21 protein-coding genes are annotated in these 19,578 nt (G+C 58.7%); 12 read left to right on the top strand and 9 right to left on the bottom strand.

Annotated elements, in window-relative coordinates:
• Positions 1-59 precede the first annotated feature (59 nt).
• On the top strand, positions 60-554 hold the full coding sequence (locus tag ACVJNE_RS22840) for a MarR family winged helix-turn-helix transcriptional regulator (RefSeq protein ID WP_499569046.1): 495 nt from the start codon (positions 60-62) through the stop codon (positions 552-554).
• A 689-nt stretch (positions 555-1,243) separates the two neighbouring features.
• On the opposite strand, the gene ACVJNE_RS22835 is transcribed toward ACVJNE_RS22840, so the two are convergent.
• The 3 genes from ACVJNE_RS22835 to ACVJNE_RS22825 form a co-directional block, all read right to left on the bottom strand.
• On the bottom strand, positions 1,244-2,140 hold the full coding sequence (locus ACVJNE_RS22835) for an alpha/beta hydrolase (protein ID WP_499569045.1): 897 nt from the start codon (positions 2,138-2,140) through the stop codon (positions 1,244-1,246).
• A 357-nt stretch (positions 2,141-2,497) separates the two neighbouring features.
• Entirely contained in the window at positions 2,498-3,754 is a 1,257-nt protein-coding gene (locus tag ACVJNE_RS22830; protein ID WP_499569044.1) for a glycosyltransferase, read from the bottom strand.
• A gap of 10 nt (positions 3,755-3,764) precedes the next feature.
• Complete coding sequence (locus ACVJNE_RS22825; protein ID WP_499569043.1) at positions 3,765-4,646, bottom strand: RNA polymerase sigma-70 factor; 882 nt, start codon at positions 4,644-4,646, stop codon at positions 3,765-3,767.
• A gap of 189 nt (positions 4,647-4,835) precedes the next feature.
• Between ACVJNE_RS22825 and ACVJNE_RS22820 the strand changes: the two genes are divergently transcribed.
• Positions 4,836-5,294 (top strand): carboxymuconolactone decarboxylase family protein, encoded by a 459-nt coding sequence (locus ACVJNE_RS22820; RefSeq protein ID WP_499569042.1) that lies wholly within the window; start codon positions 4,836-4,838, stop codon positions 5,292-5,294.
• A gap of 228 nt (positions 5,295-5,522) precedes the next feature.
• Positions 5,523-5,933, top strand: coding sequence for a PaaI family thioesterase (locus ACVJNE_RS22815; protein WP_499569041.1), 411 nt, complete (start codon positions 5,523-5,525; stop codon positions 5,931-5,933).
• Positions 5,934-5,957: 24 nt separating this feature from the next.
• Here the strand turns inward: ACVJNE_RS22815 and ACVJNE_RS22810 are convergent, their stop codons facing one another.
• A complete protein-coding gene (locus tag ACVJNE_RS22810) occupies positions 5,958-6,257 on the bottom strand; it encodes a winged helix-turn-helix transcriptional regulator (RefSeq protein WP_499569040.1) in 300 nt (99 codons plus the stop codon).
• Between the two features lie 151 nt (positions 6,258-6,408).
• Between ACVJNE_RS22810 and ACVJNE_RS22805 the strand changes: the two genes are divergently transcribed.
• Together ACVJNE_RS22805 and ACVJNE_RS22800 are read left to right on the top strand one after the other, a co-directional pair.
• On the top strand, positions 6,409-7,317 hold the full coding sequence (locus ACVJNE_RS22805; protein WP_499569039.1) for an SMP-30/gluconolactonase/LRE family protein: 909 nt from the start codon (positions 6,409-6,411) through the stop codon (positions 7,315-7,317).
• Between the two features lie 24 nt (positions 7,318-7,341).
• Positions 7,342-8,265, top strand: coding sequence for a helix-turn-helix domain-containing protein (locus tag ACVJNE_RS22800; RefSeq protein WP_499569038.1), 924 nt, complete (start codon positions 7,342-7,344; stop codon positions 8,263-8,265).
• A gap of 80 nt (positions 8,266-8,345) precedes the next feature.
• On the opposite strand, the gene ACVJNE_RS22795 is transcribed toward ACVJNE_RS22800, so the two are convergent.
• A complete protein-coding gene (locus ACVJNE_RS22795; RefSeq protein ID WP_499569037.1) occupies positions 8,346-9,143 on the bottom strand; it encodes an aminoglycoside adenylyltransferase family protein in 798 nt (265 codons plus the stop codon).
• 246 nt (positions 9,144-9,389) lie between these two features.
• On the opposite strand from ACVJNE_RS22795, the gene ACVJNE_RS22790 reads away from it, so the two are divergent.
• Genes ACVJNE_RS22790 through ACVJNE_RS22770 form a run of 5 tightly spaced genes read left to right on the top strand, consistent with a single transcriptional unit; the run spans position 9,390 to position 13,249 of the window.
• A complete protein-coding gene (locus tag ACVJNE_RS22790) occupies positions 9,390-9,962 on the top strand; it encodes an NADPH-dependent FMN reductase (protein ID WP_499569036.1) in 573 nt (190 codons plus the stop codon).
• Positions 9,963-9,971: 9 nt separating this feature from the next.
• The gene (locus ACVJNE_RS22785; RefSeq protein WP_499569035.1) at positions 9,972-10,949 is read left to right on the top strand and encodes a DMT family transporter; all 978 of its coding nucleotides are present in this window, start codon (positions 9,972-9,974) and stop codon (positions 10,947-10,949) included.
• A 3-nt stretch (positions 10,950-10,952) separates the two neighbouring features.
• On the top strand, positions 10,953-11,591 hold the full coding sequence (locus ACVJNE_RS22780) for an NAD(P)-dependent oxidoreductase (protein ID WP_499569034.1): 639 nt from the start codon (positions 10,953-10,955) through the stop codon (positions 11,589-11,591).
• A gap of 45 nt (positions 11,592-11,636) precedes the next feature.
• On the top strand, positions 11,637-12,110 hold the full coding sequence (locus tag ACVJNE_RS22775) for an SgcJ/EcaC family oxidoreductase (RefSeq protein WP_499569033.1): 474 nt from the start codon (positions 11,637-11,639) through the stop codon (positions 12,108-12,110).
• Positions 12,107-13,249 (top strand): FAD-dependent oxidoreductase, encoded by a 1,143-nt coding sequence (locus ACVJNE_RS22770; protein ID WP_499569032.1) that lies wholly within the window; start codon positions 12,107-12,109, stop codon positions 13,247-13,249. Before ACVJNE_RS22775 ends, ACVJNE_RS22770 begins: the two co-directional genes overlap by 4 nt.
• A 481-nt stretch (positions 13,250-13,730) precedes the next feature.
• On the opposite strand, the gene ACVJNE_RS22765 is transcribed toward ACVJNE_RS22770, so the two are convergent.
• Complete coding sequence (locus ACVJNE_RS22765; RefSeq protein ID WP_499569031.1) at positions 13,731-14,429, bottom strand: hypothetical protein; 699 nt, start codon at positions 14,427-14,429, stop codon at positions 13,731-13,733.
• A 544-nt stretch (positions 14,430-14,973) separates the two neighbouring features.
• On the opposite strand from ACVJNE_RS22765, the gene ACVJNE_RS22760 reads away from it, so the two are divergent.
• Positions 14,974-15,225 (top strand): helix-turn-helix domain-containing protein, encoded by a 252-nt coding sequence (locus tag ACVJNE_RS22760; RefSeq protein WP_499569030.1) that lies wholly within the window; start codon positions 14,974-14,976, stop codon positions 15,223-15,225.
• Positions 15,225-16,535 carry a type II toxin-antitoxin system HipA family toxin gene (locus ACVJNE_RS22755; protein ID WP_499569029.1) on the top strand — a complete coding sequence of 437 codons (1,311 nt, stop codon included), beginning with the start codon at positions 15,225-15,227 and terminating at the stop codon, positions 16,533-16,535. The genes ACVJNE_RS22760 and ACVJNE_RS22755 overlap by 1 nt, the downstream gene beginning before the upstream one ends.
• Positions 16,536-16,804: 269 nt before the next feature.
• Here ACVJNE_RS22755 and ACVJNE_RS22750 read toward each other — a convergent pair whose 3' ends face one another.
• The 3 genes from ACVJNE_RS22750 to ACVJNE_RS22740 all read right to left on the bottom strand — a co-directional run bounded on the left by ACVJNE_RS22750 (position 16,805) and on the right by ACVJNE_RS22740 (position 19,067).
• Positions 16,805-17,197 carry a hypothetical protein gene (locus tag ACVJNE_RS22750; protein ID WP_499569028.1) on the bottom strand — a complete coding sequence of 131 codons (393 nt, stop codon included), beginning with the start codon at positions 17,195-17,197 and terminating at the stop codon, positions 16,805-16,807.
• A gap of 9 nt (positions 17,198-17,206) precedes the next feature.
• The gene (locus ACVJNE_RS22745) at positions 17,207-18,055 is read right to left on the bottom strand and encodes a TIGR02587 family membrane protein (RefSeq protein ID WP_499569027.1); all 849 of its coding nucleotides are present in this window, start codon (positions 18,053-18,055) and stop codon (positions 17,207-17,209) included.
• 691 nt (positions 18,056-18,746) lie between these two features.
• Positions 18,747-19,067, bottom strand: a complete 321-nt coding sequence (locus tag ACVJNE_RS22740) for a hypothetical protein (protein ID WP_499569026.1) — start codon at positions 19,065-19,067, stop codon at positions 18,747-18,749.
• Between the last annotated feature and the right edge of the window lie 511 nt (positions 19,068-19,578).

Raw genomic sequence — 19,578 nt, 5'->3', positions numbered from 1 at the left:
ATCGGTAGATGCATTTTGCTAGGAGAGATCGTGAATGAGTGCATGAACGGGAGCTGCGAATGGCCGGCAAGCGCGTTGCCACAACAGATACTGAAGCTGACCTACACAACGGGGCGCTTCGTTTGATGTTGGAACACTGGCTTCCATATCAATTGTCGTTCGTGGCCAATCGCGTTTCGCGAGCTCTCGAAGCCATCTACCGCAGTGAATACGGGATGACCGTCGCGGCATGGCGCGTTATGGCAGTGCTTGGGTTCAGGGCGCCCCTCTCGGGGCGCGAAGTGGCCGAACTCGCTGCAATGGATCAAGTACAGGTCACGCGCGCCATCAACCATTTGCGCACGCTCGGCTTCGTTACAAGGCGAACCGACCGTGGGGACCGTCGGAAGGCCCTTCTGGGCCTGACCGCTAAGGGACAGGAAGTCTACCTGCAGATTATTCCACGCGCCCAAGAGATTGAAGATCAGCTGCTGGCCTCAATGTCGACCGCGGAGATTGAAAGCCTGCGCCTTGCTGCGACGCGTCTCGTTGAGAACGCAAAGAAGCTTCCATGAACTAGTCGATCTTCCCTTAGGTTCGAGGATCGCTGGTGTCCCCACCGGCCCGTGACAGCAAGACCAAGGGACTGGAAGCAGCAAGGTAAGATGCGGCCCTCGACAACGTCATCCGAATATGCAGGGTTGGCAGCCGCGCGTGATCGGTGCTGTTCGTCGTTGAATGTCGCTTCAACTGCGCTCGCTCGAGACGCCGGATAATGAACAAGACTGCAGCAGCAGGTCCTTCCGATTTTGCGCTATCGTCACGATACCCTCCGTCCCGCCGTGGCGGCCGACGAAAGCGGAGGCACAACGTCTGCGTCGTTGATGGCAGCCGGATGGCGCGACGGAGACGCTCCACCCTTCGCCACTCGGACGAATAAAATTCGCCGCAACGAGAGAAATTCTGAAAAATTGGTGAAGAGGAAGTCGTACCTGATCATCGCTCACCCAAATTGGACTGCCCCCTGAAAAGTAGTCCTAACTGAAGTAGGCTAGGCCGATACACCAAAACAGGCCTGCTCCCTTGTCCGAACGCGAAGATGTAGTCTGCGAAGCAACACCGAACGGTATGCTGCATCTGGCGCATTCGACCTGTGAGGCGATCGGCGGCAGCGCGACACTAGCGAACGGACAACTTTAGCAGGCGGCACGCAATCGGCCGGTTTCCTTGGATGAAGATCGCCCGCTAGCTCAAGCCGTTGCTATCAGTGCCTCTGATAGCAACCAAGAGGACGTCTAAAGAAGGCGATCTGGTCAGCGACGATCGTCTGGCGCAAAGGCTCTTCGTAAATGTCGAAATGAGAACAGTCGTACGACAGTACTTCGCCGCGGGGTGCGCGCTCGGCGATTTCGCGTGATAGTTTCGGCGGCGTATGCGCATCCCGCTCGGCCACGCAGACGAGAAGCGGCATCTTGAGCCGGTGTGCTACCGAACCTGGGCGATGCCCGACGATCATGTCGAGGATTACCCGAGGCGCCACACTGTTTTCCCAATGGGTACCCTGCAGGGCAGCCACGATCCTGTCAGCCCGCTCTGTGGCGATGATCGCACCCTCTCCCGGTTGCCCGACGACCGGAACATAGAGTGGCGGACGCCCCAGCAGTGCCTGCGCCCGATCTTTCACAGCAGCCCACATCAGTCCGAGGCTTTCAGTCGCCCTGCGCCCTTCGACTCTTGAAGGAAACCCGTTGAATGGCACCTGGGCAACCACAGCAGCGATTGTGGGATCGCTAGCAGCGACATGGACGACATGCGCGCCACTGAGCGAGCTGCCCCACAATCCGATGCGACCGCGATCGACGCGCTCGAGCTCTCGGGTATACGCCACCGCAGTCTTCCAATCCTCGAGCTGATCGGCAATCTCGATAACCTGCCGCGGCGTCCCGTCGCTTTCACCGAAGCTGCGATAGTCGAAGGTGAAGACCGTGAAGCCAGCGTCGGCAAAATCGTGCGCCGTGCGGGCGAGCGATCCCTGCTGCGTTCCGCTGAACCCGTGCGCCATGATGATCGCGGGAAGCTGACCGGCCTGTTTGCTCTGATAGAGATAGCCGACGCATCGAGTACCAGCTACCTCGAACTCCTTCCTGCATGGCTCAGTCACGTCGCACTCCTGCGATCCTGATGGTCTCATCGAAAACGGGCCGATGTCTTGAAGGCGGCCCGATTGGCCCAAGATGCCAAAACACCACCGCGATCAGTTGGTTGCGAAGTAATCGTGATCCGGGTTCGAACGAGTCGTAATCTTCGTCAATTGTTCGGCCAACTCCACCACCTTCAAGGCAGGCCGCCGCCGTACCGGGAGCCGGTGCCCAGGCGCGACGCGATGTATCTATGCGCGCGTGGCTTATGCAACCAGATCGCGCCGAGCCAAGAATGACTCCGGAGTATCTGCGGCCCGGACCGGTGGCGTGACCCATGCCCTCCACACAATCGGGCGGGCAGGAAGTCATCGCAAAACCTACCCATTCCCAACGGGGCTTTCCGCCACGCGTTCTTCGACAAAGGAGATGGCATTGGCGATGCCGTTCTCCTTTTCCACCTCCTGGCCAATGACTGAGGCTCGCACCCGCATTGTCTCGTCATCCATCGCCCGGAATGCATCGGCGAGTTTACCGGCGGTCATGCCCCGTTTGTCGATCGGAGCCGGTCCGACACCCAAGTTCGCAACGCGGCGCGCCCAGAAGGACTGGTCTCCGATAAAAGGGCAAATAGTTGTCGGCTTGCCCGCACGGATCGCCGCCCCTGTGGTCCCCGCACCTCCATGATGCAGCGTCGAATGGACGAAGGGGAAAAGCCGGTCGTGTGGAGCACCTGCAATCACGTGAATATCTGGCGATCGGCATGCCGTTCCGAGTGCTCCCCCGGCTGTTGCGATGAGGCCTCGCTTGCCTGCTTGCCGCAGACCGTCGATCACGATGTCAGTCAGCCGCTCAGGATCGATCCCTGGCATGCTGCCAAAGCCGACATAGACTGGGGAATCGCCAGCCTTCAGAAACGCTGCAAGCTCAGGATCGGGGGTCCAGTGGGGCATATCCAGAAACCAATAACCGGTCACCGCGATGTCCCGCCCCCAATCTGAAGGCTTTGGAATCACCTTCGGACTGTATCCGTAGAGCGTCCCGGCAAGCGGCGCTGCTTGATCTCTGGGAGCAAGTGAGAGTGTCTCGACGCGCCAGCGGCGCAGTGTTTTAGAAAAGATGATACTGCCGCCATTGATCATCAGCCAATGGCTCAGGCGATTGAGCGGTCCGAGCGACCCGAAAGGCAGAAGTGGCGTCGGAAAGGCTGCGGTGGGTGTGAAGCCGGGCAAAGGGGACGCAAGAAATAGCGGCACGCCGAGCTTTGCGGCGATATGGGGAGCACCCAGTGCTTTGGGATGATGCAGGATCGCATCAGGATCAAAGTCACGCGCAGCCTCCCATTCCGCATCAAGCAAGCCGCGCATGAGGTGCCTGTAGTGCTTGAGCAATCTGAAACCTGCTGCAAAGCCCGCACCCGAGCCGCTTATGATCTTCTTGGTCTCCGGGCTCTCCAACAATGCGAGAAACTCGTTCGGAAGCGGCGCAAAACCCACGCCTTGCGTTTCGACCGCATCGGCAAACTGGGCAGGTGCAACGAGAAGGACCTCATGACCGCGCACCCTCAGCCCTCGAGCCAGCGCAAGATAGGGCTGAACATCGCCACGTGTGCCAAGAGTATGGATGGAAAAGCGCATCGTTGCTGCTTCACCCGCTCGGAGGCTGGCGCGGCCGTGTATCGTCCAACAGCTTGTCAGGATTGAGGACACGCATGACCGACAGAATTCGCAACCCGTCTGACGCGAAGGAAGTGACGGCATGAATTCGGCCATCCGCTCTGCCGATCATGCCAGCCTGCCCGTTAACATCTACCCGTTCCAAGGCGAAGCTTTGCGGAAGCTTTGTCAGCACTCCGACTTCCATGCGCGCGATCCGGTCGGAGCCCACGATAGGGCGAAGCGCTGCCCAGGTCTTCCCTCCGCCGTCGCTAACAAAAACTGCATCCTGCGCCAGCAGTGCCGCAATGCGTTCGGCCTTTCGCTCCTGCACGGCCTGGATGTATTTCTCCACAAGCTGACTGTGTGCGTCACTGGACACCTCAAACCGAGGCTTGTCCTGCCTTATGCGTTGACGCGCGCGATGCACGAGTTGGCGGCAGGCCGTCTCGCTTTTGCCAAGCGCGATGGCCACCTCTGAATAATTGCAGTCGAAGACATCGTGCATCAAGAATCCCACCCGCTCCTCGGCAGACAGCCTTTCCAGGACGACCAGAAGAGCCATGGAGAGATCGGAAGCCAGTTCTGCTTTGTGGTCGGGCGATTCTTCAACAGAGAGCAAGGGCTCCGGCAGCCAGGGTCCAACATATTTCTGGCGCTCTGCTTGAGCAGCCCGGAGCCGGTCAACGCAGAGCCGCGATAACACGGTGACGAGCCAAGCCTCGGCAGAACGAATTTCTTCCGTGCCGGCCTGGTGCCATCGCAAGAATGCCTCCTGCACGGCGTCCTCAGCCTCTTGCCGGGAGCCAAGCATGCGATAAGCCAGGCCAAACAGTCGCGGTCTCAGCCTGTCAATTTCCGCGATATTTTGCACGTCGGTCTCCCGATTAGCATTGCGGTCAAGAGATTAGACGGGGCCGCACAGGCCGCTGTGACAGGCGCCCGTCAATTTTTCTCGAAATAGTTTCCATGGAGCTGTCACAACGGAACAGCGCCTCCGTCTTTGTTGATAGCGCCACGGGCAATCCACACCCCTGGCCCGAACTCAACGAGGAGCCACACATTGGAACCCAGATTGAATTTCTACAAAGAAGCCCCTGATCTCATGGGCGCCCAGATGGAGCTGAAAAAGGCGGTCGATGATTGCGGGCTGGAAAAGCCTCTGCTGCACCTGATCAACCTGCGCACTTCGCAGATCAATGGCTGCTCCTATTGTGTCGATATGCATAGCCGGGAAGCTCGCGAAGATGGCGAAAGCGAGCAGCGGGTGTTTCTTGTCTCGGCATGGAAGGAATCTCCCCTTTTTTCCGCTCGCGAACGCGCTGCGCTCGCTTGGACCGAGCAGGTGACGCTCATCTCGCAGGGTGGCGTTGCCGACGCGTTGTATGAGGAGGCGCTCAATCATTTCAGCAAGAGCGAGCTCGCAAAGCTCACGATTGCTCTGGGAATGATGAACATATTCAACCGGCTCTGCATCGCCTTCCATGCGATCCACCCCGTTAGACCCGGCAACGAGGCGTAAGGAGCGCCGCATTCGCGACCTCTGATATGAGCTTGGTCAACCGGCGTTGGGTGATGACGACCATACGTCGCGCATCCCCCACGCCGTCACCAAAGGCGCGGTCCAGCGCTTTGACGGGTGGTGCCATGGCGGCCGGATCGGCTTTCTACTGATTGGCACGGATCGTCGCTAGGGATCGAATTATTCGGGACTGATTTGAACATCCACAGGGATTCTTGGGAAAAGATCATGGAAAATTACCACCACTCCTCTCAGCAAGTGTTCGACTCACAGCCCTTCTCAAGGTTCCTTGGAGCTGAGCTTGTCCAGGCGACTCCCGATGGCGTTACCCTGTCCCTGCCTGTCGCGGATCATCACAAGCAGCAGCATGGATATGTCCATGGGGGCGTGATCAGCTACCTCGCCGACAATTCACTCACCTTTGCTGGTGGCCTTGCTTTGGGTGGCGATGCACTGACCTCCGAGTTCAAACTCAACTTCGTCAAGCCTGCGAAAGGCAGCCGACTGGAGGCGAGGGCGGGAGCGAAAAGTGTCGGTCGGCGCCAAGCTGTCTGTCTCTGTGAGATCTATTCGATCGAAGGCGAGCAAGAGATACTCTGCGCGCTGGCGCAGGGAACAATTGTCGCTTTGGGCAAATGATGACCGACCCGAGGCGACCGGTGTTCACTCATTCGTCTCATCGCCGCCCTGGTTTCCAAGCGCCCTGCCCCATTCCTTGGCCAGAGCTCCCAAAGGTACGAGCCTGTCATAGATTGCCCGACCCAGTGGTGTTACTCCGTAGCCTTCCGGCACCCGGTGCACCAGCAGGGCCTCCTGCAACTCCTTCAGCCGCTGGTTCAGCGCCGCCGGCGAAATGCTTTCGCACCGCTCCTGCAATCCGCGAAAGGTTGTCGGCCCACCTTCCGACAGCGACCACAACACGCCCATGGCCCAGCGCCTGCCCAGTAAGTCGAACAGTGCCATCACAGGCGCGCCAGATCGCGATCCACGCACAGGTTGTCCCGGTTTGGGGATCGGTGTTCCGCGTTTCTGGTGCATGCTACAAATTCCATAGCAATCGAGCTGATCGCGTGCTATTTAATTTGTAGCACGCCACCAGCGACCGGAATAGACCATGAATGACAGAAGCTATGAGATACGTGACGCCCGCTTCAAACGCTCGGTTCAGCTTGCCGAGCCGGTGGAAAAGATATGGACCGGCGGGCGCTGGACCGAAGGGCCGGTATATTCTGCGCCATGGCGTTCGGTCATTTTCAGCGACATTCCAAACGATAGAAGGCTGCGCTATGACGAACTGACTGGTGTCGTTGCGGACTACCGCTCAGGCCTCGGCGCATACACCAATGGAAGCACGCTGGACCGGGAAGGCCGTCTGGTGATGTGCAATCACGGCACGCGCTCCGTAACCCGCATCGAGCACGACGGTCGCCTGACCGTGCTGGCGGATCACTACGATGGCAAGCGATTCAACTCCCCCAACGACGTGGTGGTAAAGTCCGACGGATCTGTATGGTTCACCGACCCGTCATATGGCATCGAGACCGACTATGAGGGGTTCGCCGCCGAGGCGGAGCAGGATGGGCAGCATGTCTACCGTATCTCCTCGACCGGGGCGGTGACGCGGGTCGCGACAGACTTCGTCTGCCCCAATGGCCTCGCGTTCTCACTGGACGAGAGCATCCTCTACATCGTCGATTCAGGCGGAACGCGCTTCCCGGACGGTCCACGCCACATTCGCGCGTTCCGCGTCGCGGGTGACACACTCAAGGGTGGCGAAGTCTTTGCCACCTGCGAGGCCGGCGTTTTTGACGGCTTCCGGCTCGACGCTCAGGGACGCATCTGGACATCAACGGGAGAGGGCGTGCACATCTACCACCCCGATGGAACTCTGCTCGGCAAGATCTTTGTGCCGGAAGAGGTCTCCAACCTGACATTCGGTGGGTCGAAACGAAATCGCCTCTACATCACCGCCAGCAGCAGCCTCTACACGGTCCTGCTCGCCTCGTCAGGTCCCATGCGTTGAGGCGCTACAAATCCCAGCTCAGATATGATCCGTTCCGAACATCCGGAGGAAAAGGTGGGTCCGTTGATACACCCCGAAGAACTGCCCCAATGGATGGCAGGGGATCTGGTCGTCAACAGTACGCCTCTCGATTGGAGCGGCATAAAGGTCAGGCAATACCGCTCGCCCCCTCAGGAAATCAGGGTTCCGCCACTCACGGATTTCTCGGTCGTGGCCTATGTCAATCGTGAGGCGATAAGCTGGCGACGCGGAAGCAGTTCATGGGAAAAAAGAGCAGTCGGCCCGGGCTGCGTATCGGTGCTTACACGATCTGAAACGTCTCACTGGCGATGGGAGAAGGAGATCGAAGCCCTGCACATCTATCTGCCTCTCGAGGCACTCACGCGAACCGCACGGGAAGTCTTTGACCGCGATATTGAAGACATGGAGCTTGATAATGTCCTTGCGGTCGATGACCCGGTTCTTACGGAAGTGGGTCTCCGCCTCGCCCGCGAGGCGAGGGCAAGAAGCCTCGGCGGCCGTCTCTACGTGGAGGCGCTACGCTGTCAGATGTCCGTCCACATCCTTCGAACCTATGCGACCGTCAAGTTCCGCGAAAATCATCACCGCGATGGATTGTCCCAAGCCCAACGTAAGGTGCTGATTGACTACATTGAAGAGAACATTGGAAGCAGTATATCGTTGAGCAAACTTGCCGACATCGTGGGAATGAGCATCTTTCACCTCAGTCGCCGGTTTCACACTGAATTCGGCTGCCCGCCCTATGCCTATGTGCTACAACGACGGCTGGACTTCGCCAAAGACCAACTGTCCCGAAAAACCATACCGTTGAAGGCCATCGCTGCAGCGAGCGGCTTTTCTGATCAAAGCCACATGACACGGCTTTTCAAGCGCACATTGAACCTCACGCCGGGCGAGTACCGCCGCCAGTTCACGTCGGTGGAATGAATTGCCGCGACGGCGGGAGAGCCAGTGTTCCGAACAATTGCTTCGAGCATTTGCGGCTGTTCTTCGCCAGAGTGCCGGCGTCACGTCAGACCCCGAAGTTGAGTAAGAATGCGCTCTTTCATTTCCTGGGCTGTGTACCATGCATCCGTTTGACGAAGATGCAGATCATCAGCACCGCTACCGAGATAGCTATCGCGCGCGATCGTGAGCGTCGCTTCCGCCTGACCAGATAATTGCGGAAGCGCCCAGTCCGCAGCCGCATTCTTGGAAACAAAATGGCCTGTGGTGACGGTTCGCCACATCCTTGCCAACGTCAGCAAAACATTGCGTTCGTCCCCTTCAATAGACCGGACGAGGTCCGGCAGCAGATCTCCGATCGCGCGACATACAGTCGAAAAGGGTATATCTGGCACCAGATCGGTAACCTTTGGGCCGATCAAGGATATCGCCTCTTCTCTCGCCTGTGCGAGAAGCAAGGTATACTCCGGGCTCGTTTCGGGCTCCGAAACAGCACCCTGCTCCAGAGCCTTCCGCAGCCATTCTCCATAGATGAACTGCGCATGCGCCGGATAGGCCAAGCAAGCAAGGTCGTCCCGCCACACGATCAAGACTTCAAGTGGACGTCTGCCCGTTCGATCGCATGGATAATGCCCGGATATGGCCATGAGATCGACTGTCAGGAGGGCGCGCGTTGAGGCGCTTGGCGCCTCATTTACGATAGCGAGCAGATCGACGTCGCTTCGCCTGCGCAAACCCTCAGCTACGGCGGAACCGTGCAGATAGACCGCCGCAAGCGCATCACCGAGCCGCCGCTGCAAAAGCGCTAGCGCTTGCAGTGCTTCGGAGGGAATTTGAACCATTCCGGTAGAGACTATCATCAGAGCGCCGATATCGTCCAGCTTTCAGGCTTGAAGTCGGCCTGTTGATCGCGCCACGAGGTTCGACAAATGGGCAGTTTGGCGAGACGCGAAACTGCGTGGCACCGGCCAGAACAGCGGCTGCGACCGTTGCAGCAATATCGTTCTACATTTCGTTTCCCTTCATTCAATACTCCGCTCGTTCCGCACGAAAGAATGCCCCCTGGCTGCCTGCCAGATATCAGCATCGTGTAGCGGGAGACGGATATGAACGAAGGACGACTTCGCACAGTTGTGATCGTCGGCAGTACCCGCGCAGGACGTTTTGGCGAGACCGTGGCACGCTGGTTCCTCGGCCGCGCTGCCCTGAACGAGATGGTTGATCTTGACGTCATCGACCTCGCGGAAGCCAACCTTCCTGCACGGCTGACGAACACGCCCGTACCTGCTGTAATGGCCATGAAGGCACGTCTCGCGGATGCGGATGCCTTCATCATGATCACGCCTGAATACAATCACGGCTATCCGGCCTCGCTGAAGACGGCACTCGATTCAGCCCGGGAAGAGTGGATGGGCAAACCAGTCGCCTTCGTCTCCTATGGCGGGATGGCCGGGGGTCTCAGATCGGTCGAGCAACTCCGGCAGATCTGTGCGGAACTCCACATGGTCTCCACCCGTGATTGCGTGAGCCTGCACAATTGCCATGGGCTTTTCGATGAGCGGGGGCTTTTGAAGGAGCCGCAGGGTCCTGAAACGGCCGTCAAGGTCATGCTGGATCAACTTCTGTGGTGGGCAACGGCGCTGCGCGATGCACGTGCTCGCCAACCCTATGGAGCGTGAGGCCACCAGATGCTGTCAAGTTCAAACGCACCGGCCACAACACCACACGGCGCCCATGCCGGCATGTTTGTGTGGACGCTGATCGTTGGCCTGTCGTTCCCCTCCGTTGGCTTTTTGAACGAGGGGCTGCCGCCGCTGTTTCTGACGGCGATCCGATTTGCCATCGCTTCCGCGGCCCTCGCCACACTGGTCTGGCGCGCGCCGGACCGTCGGCCCAGCCGCTCGGGGGCCATCCTCTATGCGGTAATGGGACTTTGTCTCGCCGGCTTCTTCGGCGCGATGTTCTCGGCAGCGCATCAGGTCACCGCCCTGTCGATGGCTACCTCCTATGTGAGCGTCCCACTGCTTGCCTATGCCTTCGGACGGATGGTCGGGGTTGAACGTGCCGACATGGTGCTTCTGGCGTCTCTGGTTCTTGGTGCAGCAGGTGCGTTGGCGCTGGCATGGGTTGGTAGAGCAGACACGGCGGCAGGTCTGGAATTTGGTCTTGCGGAGGGGTTGTTCTTCCTCGGCTGCGTCGCCTCCGCCCTTTATCCCGTCTTGAGCAAATGGGGAATGAAACACGGCTGGTTGTCGGACAGCGCAGCGGTAAGGACATTCTGGAGCCTCGTTGCCGGCGGGCTGCTGATCGGTATGCTCGGACTGCTCTTTGAGCCAGTCCATGCACTCAGCAGGATAACGGCAACCGACCTTCTGCTCGTTGCCTATCTGGGCATCTTCTCAAGCGGCGTCACATTCTGGCTTCTGCAAAGAGGAACAGGGATCCTGAGTCCAGGTACGGTAACGGCATACACCTATCTCATCCCCTTCGTTTCCATGGTCATCCTGTTCGTGACCACACCGGGATCGTTCGGCTGGCAGTGGTTGCCGGGCAGCGGTGCGGTGATCCTTGCAATTTTTCTCCTGCTGCGCCGTTCGACAGCGAAACGGCGTGACCTCGAGGTCACGCGAAACACACTCGGCACATCCGGCGGAACTGGAGTCTGAAACATGCGTATTCTCGTCTTTGGAGCTGCAGGAAGTGTCGGAAGTCGGGTGATATCCGAGGCTCGGCAGCGTGGACACGATGTCACTGCGGTCATTCGTGACGCGGCGCGCGCACCCAGATCTCTTGCTGACGCTACCATCATCGCCGGCGATGCAGCCGATCCGAGAGACGTTGCCCGGCTGAGCGCCGATCAGGATGTCGTGATCAGCGCCACTCGCCCGCAACCTGGTTCCGAGCACGAGCATCCGAATATTGCCAGAAGCCTCCTGGAAGGTCTGAGTTTCACAGACACGCGGCTTATTCTGGTCGGCGGGGCCGGCAGCCTCATCGCTCCGGATACGGGAAGTGCGATTGTCGATGACCCCCGATATGTGGCTCCGGCCTGGCGCGGCATCGCCGTCGCCTGCTGCGAACAATACGCGGTCTGCCGCGAAGAAACGCACACGGACTGGACCTATCTCAGCCCTCCCGCCCTGCTGCAGCCGGGCAAACGCACAGGGCGCTACAGGAAGGGTACAGACCAACTCCTTCTCGACGATCAAGGCATGTCGCAGATCTCGATGGAGGACCTGGCTGTTGCGTTGATTGACGAGGCAGAAGAGCCCACGCATCGGCGAGCGCGCTTCACGGTTGCGTATTGATCCAACACTTTTCCAACCAGACCGGCCTTGGGATCGGACTCTACGATGACTGTCAAAATAGCGTCAGTTCGCAGCACGACAGATCAGCAGAATGATCTGGCCCTGATCGCGCAGGTCGTCGCAACAGTTGAGAAGACCCAACGCGATCGTGATCCAGAAGGCTTCATGCACCTCCTTGTACGAGACGCCGTCTGGGTCACGGCCCTCGGCAAGCGACTGACCGGTTGGGACGAGATCAACGCCTTCACGCGGAAAATACTGACGCCTGCCCTGGGCGAACGTTACGCCTCTTATGAGATAGCACACGTCACGTTCCTGACGGACATGGTCGCAGCGGTAAACGTGGTTCAAAAGCCAGTTGACGGGAGCGGGAATCCCAATGGGGACGAGCCTGAAGGTCGACCGCTCTACGTCGTGACGAAGGTCGACGGGAGTTGGCTGATCGCGCTCGGCCAGAACACACGCTTTCAGGCCGATGCAATCGAGACACAATCAAAAGCTGTCGAGGTCCAAAAATGAAATCACTGCCGCAGAAGGTGGATGTCGCCATTGTCGGCTCTGGCCCCGCCGGCCTTGCCCTTGCGATCGGTCTCGCGCAACGGGGCGTCGACTTCGTCATTCTCGACGCCCTTCCGGAAGCGCAAAACACATCGCGCGCGGCAGTGATCCACGCCGGCACACTGCAAGCCCTCCGCGAGCTCGAGATCGCAAACGATCTGGTGGAGAAGGGAATCAAGGTCCGCAACTTTCGCATCCGTGAACGCTCGAAAGTCTTGCTGCGCGCTGACTTCGGCGTTCTGAAGTCGCCTACCCCCTTCGCCCTGATGATCCCACAAGATGAATCCGAAGCGCTGATGACGACAAGGCTGCTCTCCCTGGGCCATCAGGTGCAAAGGCCATGCAGGGTCGTAGCCATCGCGCCTGGTACCAGCGGAGCCATCGTCACAACCGACGATGGTTCGCAAATTCACGCCAAGTTTGTCGTGGGCGCCGATGGCGAGAAAAGCACCGTGCGTACTCAAGCAAACATACCGTTCCCGGGCGAGACCTATGGCTCGTTCATGCTGGCGGATGTGCGGATGGAATGGCCCATCGCCAAAGACGAGGTGACGCTGTTTTTCTCGCGCGAGGGCACGCTGGTTGTCGCTCCCATGTCGGGGGAGCGCTACCGTGTCGTCGCGCAGCGGCAGAATGCGCCTTCCGATCCGGCGATTGCAGACGTTCAGGCCGTCATCAACGCACGCGGACCGGAATACGGTGCGCGCGTGAGTGAAGTGCTCTGGGGCTCCCGCTTTCAGGTTCACCACAAACTGGCCGACCGGTTTCGCGAGGGGCCTATCGTTCTGATGGGGGATGCCGCGCATGTCCACTCGCCGGCCGGTGGCCAGGGAATGAATCTCGGCCTCAAGGATGCTGTCGCCCTCGCGGACGCCCTGCAGCAAGCCTTATCAATCGGCAGTGAACAACCGCTTGACGCCTATGCCAGCACACGCCGTGCAGCGGCCAAGGATGTCCTCCGCATGACCGATCGTCTCACGGCGATCGCCACGCTGAGAAACCGGTCTTTACGTGTTGCCCGCAATGCTTTCATCCGCACGGCGTCCGCGTTTCCGTTCGTCCGCCGCCGAGTGGCCAGAACGCTGTCGGGCACAGAATGATGGCTTTCGACCTCCTCAGATTTGAAGCAATGACGCTCCTGGTTTGTGGGCTATACAACTTAGCTTTTGCAGGTTTTCATGCGTCTTTCTGGGCCCTGTTTCAATGGCCTGGCAGACTGCGACCTTCAGGGTCGATCAATGTTGCGATAACTCAGACACTCAACATCGTTCTGACATATTGCTTTCTGGTATACGGTGGGACGCTCGTGTGGGCCGCTTCGGGTTCTATGCAGCCGCATCCATCCGTTGTGATTTCAGGCGCAGGGTTTTGGCTTCTCCGCGCGATCTTGCAACCCGTTTTGTTCTCGACGCACGACCGACGATCTGTAGTGATCGCAATTATCTTCCTTGCAGGCTTTGCAGTTCATGCTGCCGGGGCGGTTCTTTTGTTGGGTCGAGGATAAAACTGCGCAGAACCCTTTAACTGACGCTGCCTGATAGGGGCCTTCTGCCACCGGAAAAATCTGCGGGTCCGGTCCAGTTACGGCTCAATTCCTCGTAGCAATCGAAATGTGCCCTCATCTTCCACCAGATAATCCGCCAAGCTGTAGCAGTGGCTTGCTTGATAGGCGTTTCGCCCCCGGTTCATGTGCGTGAGATTGAACCTCCTGATGGCGCGTACCACACGTTGGCTGGCGACAAATTGGCGGATCGAGGCGAAACTCCGCACATTGATGCCCAACATATCCTCGCCCCGCGGGAGAAAGTAGCTGACGTCTTCCGGCATCGTGACGCAGCGCTTGAGGAAAGCCTCGTCAACGTCGTTCTGCACCGACGAAGAATCGCGGGCGAAATCGGAAAGATGCACGAGGAACCTTGCCCTGACGTCCGCGTCATCCGCATAAAGCGTGAAAAGTTCCATCCAGCTTGCGTTGATGCGGACAAGCGGCTTGTCCGAAGTCGAAGGCAGGCAAGAGATCGACCAGTAATGGCGTTCGGTCCTGCGCGGGATCGGAATACAGTTCCGACCGTAGAATTTGAGTATCCTCAACACGTCTTCAGCCGGGGGCTGAGGAAGGAATTTCTGGAACCGGGCGGCGTATTTGAGGCGCAGCCCGATGGACTCCGCGCGCTCCTCAGCGTCTCGCAGGCTAGTTCCGTTTTCTAACCAATCCTCCTGCTGCGCGGGGTCCAGGAATTGGCGCAGTCCTTTGACCCTGTTGTGTTTGGGCGAGTTCACTTCAGGTATCCCGTGCGGAAGAATACGCACGACGGCAGTTCGCTACAGACAAGTCCCCTCGCCTGGCGTCCGCGTCGCGATCTGCCAGTTCGGATCTGCCCACTCCAGTCAGAGGTCCGAAGCCCAGGGCGGGTGGCCGCGCGTGCGATGCCAACATCGCTTACTCTCACGTATCCCAGACCCTCGACAATCTCGCCCCCTGAACGTGCATGATGTTCACTCCGCGAATTTGCTCCGCCTCGTTCCGGCCCCAGGGCAACTTCTACCGGATGATGCCGTGATCCTCGCTGGCCCATTTATCCTCCGATTCGTACACGAGGTTCGCGGAGGATGCGATCTCCTTTCAGAATGCGAGGCGGACTGTATCAAGGTTGTGGGCGAGCTATGACAGACTTGGCTGCAAGACTACGCAATACCTCAATCTCGTCTATTCTTCTTATGCGCTAGACGGCATAAAGCGATTTTATTCGCTGACCGCGATAAAGTGACTCTATGGTCTAACTCCGATGTTGTCATTTTATCGGAATTAGACCATAATTACCGAATGGCAGATTTGGCACGAAATCCGAAGCAGATCGGAAACATCGTACAACGCGCCCGCAAAAAGCGGGGCCTTAATCAGACGGAGCTCGGCACCAAAGCCGGACTACGGCAGGAGACCATATCCCTTATCGAAACCGGCAATCCTGCGGCGAAGATGGAGACAATCCTCGCCGTCCTCGCCGCCCTCGATCTGGAATTCAGGATCGTACCGCGATCGAAAAGCCATCCCTCGGATCTTGACGACATATTCTGATGGCGCGACGCCGCACATACGAGCCGCTGCGAGTTTATCTTAACAACCGGCTGGTCGGATTTCTAAGCAAGGAAACAAGCGGTGCGATCGACTTCCAGTACGATCAACGCTGGCTCGAATGGGAGCATACGCTTCCTATTTCACTATCCCTGCCCCTCCGGGAAACGCCTTTCCGAGGCGAACCGGTTATCGCCGTATTCGATAACCTGCTCCCCGACTCCGATGCGCTGCGCCGCCGTGTGGCCGAAAAAGTCGGCGCGCGGGGAACTGACCCCCATAGCATGCTCGCGGCAATCGGCCATGACTGTGTAGGAGCGCTGCAATTCATCGCCGGTGACGACGAGGCGATCGATGCAACCGGCACGATCAACGGCGAAACCGTTGGTGATGAGGCTATCGACGAGCTGTTGCGCGGCCTGGCGCAAGCACCGCTTGGCCTGACTCGCGATGACGACTTCCGGATATCGATTGCAGGTGTCCAGGAAAAAACCGCCCTGCTCAGGTATGATGGTCGATGGCTAAAGCCGCACGGTACGACCCCTACAACGCATATCTTCAAGACACAGATCGGCACCTTGCCCAATGGCATCGACTTGTCGAATAGTGTCGAGAACGAATTCTATTGCCTGAAGTTTCTCGAAGCGTTCGGGCTTCCGGTCAATAAAGCCGAAATCAAGTCATTCGGGAAAACGAAGACGCTCGTTGTCGAGCGCTTCGATCGCCGCTGGACCTCAGACGGCAGATTGCTCCGCCTGCCGCAAGAAGATTGCTGCCAGGCACTCTCAGTTCCTCCAACGCTGAAATACCAGAGCGACGGCGGCCCCGGCATGGTCGCGATCCTCGATCTCCTCAAAGGCAGCGATACACCGGCAGAAGACCAGTCTGTATTCATCAAGGCACAAATCCTGTTCTGGCTCCTCGGCGCGACGGATGGCCATGCGAAGAATTTCAGTGTCTTCCTCGGGAGCGGCGGCACTTACCAACTGACTCCGTTTTACGACGTCCTGACCGCACAACCGAGTCTCGACTCCCATCAAATCCAGCGCAGACAGATGAAGCTGGCGATGTCGGTCGGCGATAGCCGCCACCACCGCATCGACCAGATTCACGCACGGCACTTCATTCAAACTGGCGCTGGAGCCGGACTGCCGAGATCTCTAGTACCAGATGCAATCGAAGCAATCGCCACACGTGCGAACGATGCGATCAAGTCGATCGAAAAGTCCTTGCCCAATGGTTTTCCCGCCGTGATTCACGAGTCGGTCTCCGAGGCGGTCGCTGACCGGCTACGGAGTATGATACTATCGTAGTCAGGGACGAGCGATGGGATCGAAGCCCCCACAAATGCCAATTTGCCAAAGTGCACAAAATAGGCAGGTGTGATCGGTCTCGATCTTCTCGTCACATGCAACCTACCAGCGGCTATCAATCTTTGTTGCACCGCCTGGCTAAGATCGCGGAATGTGGGCCGTGCCCTCCGTCGAATTTGCGGTTCCTTAGCTTACCGCCGAGAGCGTTGCGACAAGTTCGGCGAACGCCGGTGCCACGCAGACAACACGGCGCTCGGATCGGCAGTCACTTATGGCTCCACGTAGCCGTGAACGTGAAGGCGAATATCCTCCGCGATTACCCCCGGCCCCTCGATCATGAAGGCGCCCCGACGCACGGCATGAGAGGGAACGTAATCGAAGCGAATTTCCTTCGGCGGGAAATTGGTGCCAGTGGCTTCCACGGTGATTTCGGCCGCAGCCTGATCACCTCGGTTCATAAGCGTTACAACGAACAATGTTCCACCCTCGATGTCATCCGCGCTGTCGATCGTCGCAAGAAGGTCTGGCGGCCGCGCCTCGCCGAAGAGCGCCTCGTAGCCCAGAAAAGCCAGGATACCCAAAACGACAATCGCGGAGAGGACCCCGACGATCCACTCCAGAGCAGGCCGACCATTGCTACGCTTGTTCTCCTTCTTGTTCATGATCAGCCTCTACAGGATAAGCCGCGCTGCTGCGGCACCGATCGCCGAGGGAAACGCAAGCACCACAGTTGCCATGACAATGCTGTCGATGTGCAGGCCATCGAGCCGCGCAAAGACCCAAAGGAGATACAGGCTGACCGAAATGGCGATTACGTAGCCGGGCAGAGTCAATCGCAAAAAGGGACTCCACCATGGCGCGTTGGGTGACACTTCCGATCCGCCCGCGAAGGCAAGCGCGAAGACAAACCCATGCATCAGGCCGACGGATAGCGCTACCAGGCAGAGCGAATGCCACTCCGTCATCTGGTAGGATATCAGCATCATCTCCTCCGTCGGCGCGACATTGAACCCGAGGAACAGGGCTCCCACTGCCATAAGGAAGAGCTCACCACCATAGGATTCCTCCGGATCTCCAGGATCCTCGTGGTTTTCGTCTTCTTCCGATCCTGCTTTGAATTGACTCTTGGCGAGCAGCGCACCGATCGATGCCGGCACCATCTGGATGACGACCTTTCCCATCGTTTCGTCGAGTGGTGTCTCAACAGTGATTGTCCCGAAGAGGGCAAGCGTCAGGATGCAGACCAGCCCGGATATTCCCAGCGCGATTAGCGCATCAACAACATCATCCAGCCAATAACGGGTCTGCTCGAACCCTACATGACGCGAGAGCACGACCAGTAATGGCAGCGACGTCAAGACCAGAACTAGCAGCCGCAGGCGATCCAGGTAGAACCCCAGCCACCACAGCTCCATTGTCATCAGCATCGGTAACGAAAAGACCAGAGCGCCTCCGGCCGCGCGGCCCAAGTCACGCACTGCACGGCGCGTACCCGGGATTTCGTTGTGGGCCCTGCTCATCCTGTCTCTCCGTGCTCCCTACAAGCTCTCGAGGGGGTGATCAGTTCCAGGTTGGAGCACATTTGAGGCAGGCGAAGTCGCCTCACACCGAGATTCTTGGCGGCGCATTTCAGGCGATCTGCTTGCTGGAATGCCTCGTGACATATGTGACAACGGCCGTTGTCGTGTGTCTCCGGTATCGTGGCCAGAGCGATCTCGCCGCCGCAGTCGAAGGACCTCAGCAAGCGCTTCTTAAACGCAAAGCCACGCCAGCAAAAACCACAGGACTGCGAATACCGGCGGAGCCGGTAAGGACCTTTGAAGTCTCCCGGCACGAACCGGCCCGGTTTCGACCATAGGACCGCAGGTCGGAACAAATCGATAGGTGAGCGGTTCGATAGGCGGCAGATCGCACTCTCCCGCGATCTTCCTGACTTGTCTACCTGCACCAACTGGCCGGCCTCGCGTCGGCCTTTTTTCAGGCCTTGCAGGGGCTCCTCCTGCCCAATCTCTTCTCCCCGATGCGGCAACATCCGCCAGAACACCCCGCATTGGAGGCAACGCGGGTGGAACAGCGACCGAGCCTTCGCACCCCTTGGAGGCCCAATCAGAATGTCCTAGACCTGTCGTCCGCTAACAGCCTGCAGCCGACAGAACGTTCCGACAGTCAGGTGCGAGCGAGATCCGGCTGGATCAAACTGTCGCGTCGATACTAAACCCATAGGGCGAACAACAGCGCAGCCAGAACCAGCAGCAGCATCACCGACAGGAACGGCCACAAGAAACCGTGCACCGGGGAACGCTTAGCGCCAGGCATGTTTCGCATCGCATCGCCATCGCTGTCTTGCATGTGTGACCGTCCAGTTCGCCCTGAAAGCCCGTCATCGAGCACACCCACGGACTCGGGCCGTGTGGTCCCCGCCTCGGCGTCCGTTTCCATCGGCGCTGCGGCTGGATCGAAACCTTGCTTCTTATCGCCTTGCAATCCCGCATCAATGGCCCCGCGGACTTCGGCTTCCTGTCTAGCTGCCATGGATTTGTCCTTCGTTGAACCTGTCTTTCGGTGCCTACGAGATCGTCTGTCCGGCAGTTCGGGTCTGCGTGTAGCATCGCGCCAGATCGATGCCGGGAAATGCCCCGGTAACCACTGCTGGGCGGTCTCTGGCTGCCATCTTGTCATTCCTCTCGATCGATTCATTGGCAGCCCCTGCCAATGGAGCCGCGTTTTGCCCCAGGCCAGGACCGCCATTCGCTCCGCCGAACTTGATGGAGGCCACAATGTTCCCGCCCGACGCTACCGATGCCTTCCGTAAGCGTCCGCGACGTTCATCGCATTCACCTCGATAATGTTTCCGCCGCCTTCCTTCCGGCAGGATGGAACAACACGTGGTGCTGCCTGTTGCGTCAGCGGGACGAACAGTGTCGATACCGGATCAATACTCCTCAGAAGTGAATAGCCCCTAGATTTGTGGACGCCTTCTTCCCTAAATTTGAGGCAAGGAGGCCATGATGGGGACCGGCAATTTCAGTGACGAGTTCAAGCG

Source organism: Mesorhizobium sp. DxT, from assembly GCF_058448885.1.
The sequence above is the reverse complement of the archived record's forward strand: the minus strand, read 5'-3'. Positions and strand labels throughout refer to the sequence as shown.